We start from the raw sequence: 7046 nt of genomic DNA, 5'->3' as shown, positions 1-7046 counted from the left end.
CACGCCCACGCGCGTGCCCCGCAGCTCGTCGTAGTACAGGTCGCACTCCACGCCGCCCTGCGGCAGGGTGGGCTCGCACGAGTCCGCCACGTCCTCGCGGCCGTAGCCGCGCACCAGGAAGGGCCAGCCCAGGTAGATGTCGCCCACCAGGTGCTCGTCGCGGCCGTAGCGGCCCACGTGCATGCCGCGGAAGGCCAGCGTGAACGGGCGGAAGTACAGGTACCGCCGGTAGTCGGCCGTGGCCGTGGTGAACTGCAGGTCACCCAGCGTGGGCGCCACCTCGAACCGGTAGCGCTGCCCCGCGAACGGCGACGTGTACCCCTGCAGCGTGGCGTCGTACACCAGGGCCAGGCTGCCCTCGGCCAGGTTGTACGCCTCGCCCTCCACCTCGCGCCGGCGCGCATCCACGGCAATGGGGTCCACCACCACGTTGCCATCGGCGTCGCGGCCGGCCGGGTACACCAGCTCGTAGATCTGCCGGTCCGACGAGATGCGCCGCACGCCGCCCGACATCTCCACCCGCTGCACCTGGCTGAACGGGTACTGCAGGATGCCGCTCAGGCTCGTGTCGAAGTAGCGCAGCAGCACCTGCTGCACCAGGTACTCCGACTCGTCCTCGCTGAGCTCCGCGCCGTAGCCGCCGTAGACGAACGGCACCCGCTGCGCGGCCACGCCCCAGTTGTACCGGTGCTTCTGGTTCAGGTACAGGGCCGAGAAGCCGATCTCGTCCACCTGCCCCTGCGCCTGCACCGTGCCGTACACGTTGTGCCAGCCCAGGATGTCGCTGAAGATGCCCGTGATGCCGCCGTACAGGCCGCCGCGGCTGAACGGGCCCGTGCTCACCGACGCGCCCACCGTGGGCTGGCCCAGGTAGTCCAGCGAGATGCGCGGACGGTACGGCACCACCTGCCACGTGGCCTGGCTCTCCGGGTCCGGCAGCCCCGTCTCCACCTCGTTCACGGCCAGCAGCACCCGGTTGTACGGCGCCTCCTCGGGGCGCGGCACGGGGGGCAGCAGGGCCGGCAGGGGCACGCCCGGCAGCCCCGCCGCCGCCACCTGCACCGGCTCGGGCGCGCGGCCCGCCAGCTCCGCCGGGTTGGCGATGGTGTACAGGTTGAAGCCGTCGCGCTCGTAGACGGTGAACACCAGCCGGTCGGCGTTGGGCGCCGTGGAGATGGCCGGGCTCAGGTCCGTGATGCCGCTCACGCCCGTGAACAGGTTGGTCACCTGCGTCACGGCGCCCGTCCCCAGCTCCACCCGGTACACGTTGCTGATGCCGGCCCGGTCGGAGATGAAGAACAGGGCCCGCCCGTCACGGCTCCACTGCGGGTTGATGTTCTTGCCCACCGTGCCCTGGCTGTTGCCCTGCGCCGCGCCCTCGCCCGTCTGCACCGTGCGCACCTCGCCCGAGGCCACGTCCAGCAGGGCCAGGCGCAGCTCGCCGTACGACAGCGACTGGAAGTCCGTGCCCCCGCGGTCCGTGCTGAACGCCACCGTGCGCCCGTCGGGCGAGTACATGGGCTGCAGGTCCGCGAACCGGTCGTTGGTGAGCTGGCGCGCGCGGCCCGTGTTCATGTCCAGCGCCCACAGGTCGCTGATGCCGCCCCGCAGCCCCGAGAACACGATGGTGCTTCCGTCCGGCGACCAGGTGGGGTTGGTGATCTCGCTCACCCCCGGCACCTGGTACTCGCGCACCCGCCCGCCCCGCACGGCATCCACCACCACCACCACGTCCCGGCCCTGCTGCAGCGCGCTGAAGGCAAAGCGGCGCCCGTCCGGCGACCACGTGCCCGACGAGTTGATGTAGCGCAGCGATCCAAAGTGCGGGTCGAACGAGCTGCCGCGCTGCAGCCGGCGGATGATCTCGCCCGTGGACGCGTCGGCCAGGTACAGCTCCACGTCCAGGTTGTTGAGCGACGACAGGAAGGCCACCCGCGTGCCGTCGGGGCTCAGGGCCGGGGCCACGTTGTAGCGTCCGCCCTCCACCTCGGCCGAGCTGCCCTGGCGCCGCCCCGTGACCAGGGGCTGCGCCTGCTCGCGCGCCTCGCGGCGTTCGCCCAGCAGGGGCAGGTAGGTGCGGCGGATGGAGGTGCTCCACTCGTCCACGATGTCTTCCAGCGACGCGTTCAAGATGCGCTGGAAGGCATCGGGATAGGGCACGCCCTGACCCACCTGCTTGAGGATCTGGCCGATGGCCGCGTCGCCCCAGCGGCCGCCCACGTACGCCCAGAGCGCCTGTCCCCATCGGTAGGGAAAGAAGCTGGGGTCGTAGGTGAGCTGCTCCAGCGTGGGAATGCGGCCTGTGAGCGCCGCGTCGCGCAGCCACATGGCCGTGTGCGGGTCCACGGGGCCCACGCTCAGGTACTCGGCCATGCCCTCCACGAACCAGCCGGGGACGTTGAAGCGCTGGGCCGCCTCTTCCAGCCCGCCGCCCGCGCGGCCAAAGCCCGAGATGTCGTACTGGAACGCGTGCACGAGCTCATGGCCCAGCACGTGGTCCGACTCCTCGTACGAGTTGGCCAGGGGCATGATGATGCGCTGCTTGAACGCCTCGGTCACGCCGCCCGTGCCCTCGCTGATCTCGCCGCCCAGGGCGCTGGTCTGCTGGAAGTGCGGATGGCTGGCGTACAGGATGAGGGGCTGGCGCTCCTCGAACTCGTGCTCCAGCACGCGGGACAGGCGCGCGTACCAGCGCTCCGCCATGCGGGCGGCGTCGCGGGCGGCCTGTTCCTCCTCGGGGTAGAAGTAGACGTCGAACCGCGTGGTGCGCAGCACCCGAAAGTCGAACGTCTCGTACTGCACCTTGTTGCGCCCGAAGTACTGGGCGGCAGCGGGCGCGGTGGACAGGGCGGTCGCCCCGGCCGCCAGCGCCAGCGCGGCGGCCCAGCGAACCCGTAGGCGGATTGCAGCGGACATGGTCTAGCTCCTCGTGCCGGCCAGGAAAGGTGAAGCCGCTGTGCACAGCGGTCCGGGCCGGCGTACACGGGCGTGTCGCCGAAAAGGATCGTGTGCGGGTGTACAGTCCCGGGGGAGGGGCGTACGCACGTCCCGTTCCCCTCCCTGCCCCAGGATTTTCAGCCCCTTCGCACGCGCAACGCGCGGCAGGCGGGGCTTATGACAGCACCGGCGGCGGGGGCGGCGTGGCCACGGGTCCGGAGACCCCCTGCAGGGCGCGGTCGTCGCCCCGCTCGTCCAGCAGCCACACGCCCAGCGCGGCCAGGATCACCAGCATGAGTATCCCCAGGATCCAGGGCCGCAGACCCGGCCCCCGCGGGCGCACGTCGATGTCTGCCATGGTACGCCGACCTCCGGTGGAGATTTCGGAACCCTGCATGGTTGGATGCCGGCGTACCCTGGAGGCAGACTGCGTGCCCCTGGCCGCGCTGTCATGGGGAGGACACGCGGGCGGGGCGGGTACCCTTACGGCGGGGGAGGAAACGGCGGGGGAGGAAACGGCGGGGGACAGGGTACAGGGGAGAGCCTGCAACTGCGGAACTGCAGGGAATAGGGAACAGGGAATAGGGAATAGCCCGCAACGGCGAATCGGTCCGCGCGAACCGGCTGCTGGGTGCCGGCGGAAGGCCACGGCACCCGCCCGCGCCGGACCCGTCGGCGCAGGCCGACATCACGCTTCCGCAGCCTCGACTTCAGTCGCTGCCCGGCCCGAAACCGTCCCGCGCCGGAAGTCCCGCCCCGCAGCAGCCACCCCGTAGACGTATACACCCCCGCCCGCGCAGTTTGCGGGAGGGGGTGGACGAGCCTAGGCGAGGCCGGGGGAGGGCCCCCGGGGAAGGCCCGTCAGCCCTGGGAGGCGAGCCAGTCCAGGGCGTCGGCGTCCGTGTCGAACGTCTTGATGTTGCGCTTGGAGAACAGGATCACGGCCTGGTACGCGATGCGGTGCAGGCCGCCCATCCCCACCACGGCACTGGCCCGCACGTACGGCGCATTGTGCGTGGCCAGCTCCTTGAGCGCCTGCAGCACGGCCGCGTTGTACCGCGCGTCGCGCACCACCGTCATCACCAGCAGCGAGCCCCGCGGCTGCCGCGCCACCACCTCCATGGAGTGGCGGATCTCGCGAACCGCGTCCTCGGGATCGCGCACGCTGCTGTAGTCCAGCACCAGCACCTGCCTGCCCTTGTGGTCGATGAACCGGGTGCGTTCCATGGAGGTAGGCTCCAGCCGTGTGACGGGTGGGTCGATGGAAGCCGCCGCGCCGGGCGGATTCCGCAAGATAACCGGCGCCGGCCCCGCGTCCACGGTGCGCCACGAATGCGCCAGCACGGAAACGCTCCTTTCCGCCCGGCAGGCGGATTGCGGGACCGCCGTTGCCCGGCTTTGTCGCTCCTGTCCCCTTCCGCGCGAGTGAAAGATGTCCGACGTGGACGCCCTTGATCCGACTCCCGATCCCGGCTCCCTCCCCCGACGCTGGGACCTGACGGTGGCGGAGGCCCGTGAGCGGCAGCAGCAGATGCGCGGCCGGCTCGTGACCGTGCCGCCGCCGGGGTTCGCGCCGCGGTACGTGGCCGGCGCCGACGTATCCGCCGAGCGCTTCAAGCACTACGGCTACGCGGCCGTCGTCGTCATCGACATGGAGACGGGGGAGACGGTGGACGAGGCGTCCGCGGCCATGGAGCTGCGCTTTCCCTACGTCCCCGGCTACCTCTCGTTTCGCGAGATCCCGCCCCTGGACGCCGCCTGGGCGCGGCTCCGGGTGCGCCCCGACGTCGTGGTCTTCGACGGGCACGGGTACGCGCATCCGCGCCGATTTGGGCTGGCGTGCCACGGGGGCGTGGTGTGGGACGTGCCCAGCGTGGGCTGCGCCAAGAACCCGTTCATCGGCACCTTCGAGCCCGTGGCCGACGAGCGCGGCGCCACGAGCCCCATCATCCACGAAGGCGAGACCATCGGCAGCGTGGTGCGCACGCGGGCGGGCGCCAAGCCGCTGTACGTCTCCGCCGGGCACCGGATGGACCTGCCGACGGCCGTGGACCTCGTCCTGCGCCTGGCGCCCAGGTATCGCCAGCCCGAGACCACCCGCCGTGCCCACCACCTGGTGAACGAGCTGCGCCGCGCCGACAAAACGGAGTCGTAAACCGTCAGGACGAGCCCACGTGGCCGACGAAGGCGGATCCATCGTCATCCGCCGGTGCAGTTGCGGGCTAATCCCTATTCCCTCTTCCCTATTCCCTGCCGTTCCGCCCCTCCCGCGCGGACCCGCAACGCATTAGCTTGCCCCGGGGCGCGGCACCGATCCGCGCCCGGCCTCTCCGCGCAAGCGTAATCCCCGCAATCCCCTGCCGGTCAGAATACGGCCGGCCCGTGCGTTCCATCGTCGACCACTGGTAGCGCACGGCTGACAGGACATACCGTTTTGTCCCCTGCAACGCCCTCTTCGGACCAGCGCTTGAACGTTACGCAGCTCTTTCAAGAGCACTACGACGCGCTTTTCCGGTACCTCGTGCGCCTCACGGGCGATGCCGACCTGGCGGCCGATGCCGCGCAGGAAGCCTTCGTCCGCCTGGTCGAGCGGCCGCCCCAGGACCGGCACCTGCGCGCATGGCTGTTCGCGGTTGCCACCAACGTGGTCCGCGACACGGCCCGCGCGCGGGCTCGCTGGCTCAAGCTGCTTACCGGTGCCCCGGACCGGGCCCCCGTGGGGGACCAGCCGGAGCTGCCGGACGCCGCCGCCGAAAGCGGCGAGCGTCGCAAGCTGGTGCGTGCCGCCCTGGACCGTCTTTCGTGGAAGGAACGGACGGTCCTCCTGATGCGCGAAGAGGGCTTTGCCCACCACGAGATCGCGGCTGCCGTAGGCACCACGACCGGATCGGTGGGCACCATGCTGGCGCGCGCGCTCAACAAGCTGTCCAATGAGCTCGCCCCCACCTCGGAGAGCCTGAGATGACGTTGACACTCGGGTCCCGTCCCCAGCACCTGGAGGACGCGGACCTTGTTCGATACATGGACCGGCAGCTGGACCGGGCGGGCAACCGCCGGGTGGAGCTGCACCTTGCCGTCTGCGCGGACTGTAGCGCGCGGCTGCAGTCCCTGCAGGACCGCGGCCGCTTGGTGAGCTCGTTCCTGGCCGAGCTGGACACGCCGCCCGTCGCCGACGAGCAGCGCGCCCTGGCCATGGCCGCCGTGCAGCGGGCCCGCTTTCGCGCACGCCCCGTGTGGGTCAGCCGGCCGGGGCTGGCCGCGGCCGCCATCGTGGCCCTGCTGCTCACGGTCACCTTCGGCACGCCGCCGGGGCGCGCGTGGGTGAGCGCGGCCGTGGAGCGGCTGGGCGGCACCGTGCCCGGCCAGGCCGCGCCCGAGGCGGCCATCGTGCTGCCCGCGCAGGAGGCCGCGCCCCCCGCGGCGGCCACCCCGGCCGCGCGCGTGGAGGCCGAGCCGCCCGCCGCGCCGCGGGCCACGCCGCAGCCGCGCACCACGCGGGCCGTGCTGCCGCCGGGGATGTCCGAGGCGGTGTCGTTCAGCCCCGCGGGCAACTACGTGCTGCTCAAGATCGACAGCCGCCAGCGCGCCGGCGTGCTCACGCTGTGGATCAAGAACTCGCCCCGCGCCTCGGCGCAGGTGGTGGCGGGGCTGCGCGCCGAGGCGCTGGAGCCCACGGCCGACGGGCTGCACCTGCGCAACACGAGCACGTCGCGGGCCGACTACACGGTGGAGGTGCCCACGCGGTACCGCTACATCCGCCTGCAGATCGGCGACGAGCCGGAGACGGTCATCAACGTCAACCGCGCCCGCCGCGACTGGCTGTGGAGCCTGAGCCTGGCCGGCACGGGCCAGTAGCCGGACGGGCAGATCGGCGGAGGCGGATCAGGTTCGCTTCAGTTGATCGGCGGCGGGGGATCACTCGATCGGCTGGATTCGGCGGATCGGTTCGGTGGACCGGATGCGGTGGATCGGGTTCGGTGGAAGGATGGGATCGAGGGGAAGCCGGAGTCCCCGTCGCTGCGCGACGGGGGCCCCTCTCCCCCGACCGCCTTTTTGCTCGTTCCTCGCAACGGCGGTCGACCCCTCCCCCAACTTCGGGGGAGGGGTTG

At 71.6% G+C, this 7046-nt stretch carries 6 protein-coding genes; 3 read left to right on the top strand and 3 right to left on the bottom strand.

Features of this window, described 5'->3' with window-relative positions:
- From VFZ20_RS18595 to VFZ20_RS18585, 3 genes are all read right to left on the bottom strand, one after another.
- On the bottom strand, positions 1–2916 hold a 2916-nt coding region (locus VFZ20_RS18595; RefSeq protein ID WP_329685427.1), incomplete at its 3' end, for a hypothetical protein.
- A 196-nt stretch (positions 2917–3112) separates the two neighbouring features.
- Positions 3113–3295, bottom strand: coding sequence for a hypothetical protein (locus VFZ20_RS18590; RefSeq protein WP_329685426.1), 183 nt, complete (start codon positions 3293–3295; stop codon positions 3113–3115).
- A 503-nt stretch (positions 3296–3798) separates the two neighbouring features.
- The gene (locus VFZ20_RS18585) at positions 3799–4164 is read right to left on the bottom strand and encodes a hypothetical protein (RefSeq protein ID WP_329685425.1); all 366 of its coding nucleotides are present in this window, start codon (positions 4162–4164) and stop codon (positions 3799–3801) included.
- Positions 4165–4369: 205 nt separating this feature from the next.
- Between VFZ20_RS18585 and nfi the strand changes: the two genes are divergently transcribed.
- The 3 genes from nfi (at position 4370) to VFZ20_RS18570 (ending at position 6792) form a co-directional block, all read left to right on the top strand.
- On the top strand, positions 4370–5092 hold the full coding sequence (gene nfi, locus VFZ20_RS18580; RefSeq protein WP_329685424.1) for a deoxyribonuclease V: 723 nt from the start codon (positions 4370–4372) through the stop codon (positions 5090–5092).
- 312 nt (positions 5093–5404) lie between these two features.
- A complete protein-coding gene (locus VFZ20_RS18575) occupies positions 5405–5902 on the top strand; it encodes a sigma-70 family RNA polymerase sigma factor (protein WP_329685423.1) in 498 nt (165 codons plus the stop codon).
- The gene (locus VFZ20_RS18570; RefSeq protein ID WP_329685422.1) at positions 5899–6792 is read left to right on the top strand and encodes an anti-sigma factor family protein; all 894 of its coding nucleotides are present in this window, start codon (positions 5899–5901) and stop codon (positions 6790–6792) included. Before VFZ20_RS18575 ends, VFZ20_RS18570 begins: the two co-directional genes overlap by 4 nt.
- The last annotated feature ends 254 nt before the right edge of the window (positions 6793–7046 follow it).

Source organism: Longimicrobium sp. (genome assembly GCF_036280135.1).
In the GTDB taxonomy this organism is placed as follows: Bacteria; Gemmatimonadota; Gemmatimonadetes; order Longimicrobiales; family Longimicrobiaceae; genus Longimicrobium.
This window is presented reverse-complemented; position numbering and strand designations above follow the sequence as displayed.

Excerpts from the sequence above, each read along its gene's own strand:
- VFZ20_RS18585 (WP_329685425.1), bottom strand. The coding sequence starts at position 4,164 with ATGGAACGCACCCGGTTCATCGACCACAAGGGCAGGCAGGTGCTGGTG.
- nfi (WP_329685424.1), top strand. The coding sequence starts at position 4,370 with ATGTCCGACGTGGACGCCCTTGATCCGACTCCCGATCCCGGCTCCCTC.
- VFZ20_RS18570 (WP_329685422.1), top strand. The coding sequence starts at position 5,899 with ATGACGTTGACACTCGGGTCCCGTCCCCAGCACCTGGAGGACGCGGAC.
- VFZ20_RS18590 (WP_329685426.1), bottom strand. The coding sequence starts at position 3,295 with ATGGCAGACATCGACGTGCGCCCGCGGGGGCCGGGTCTGCGGCCCTGG.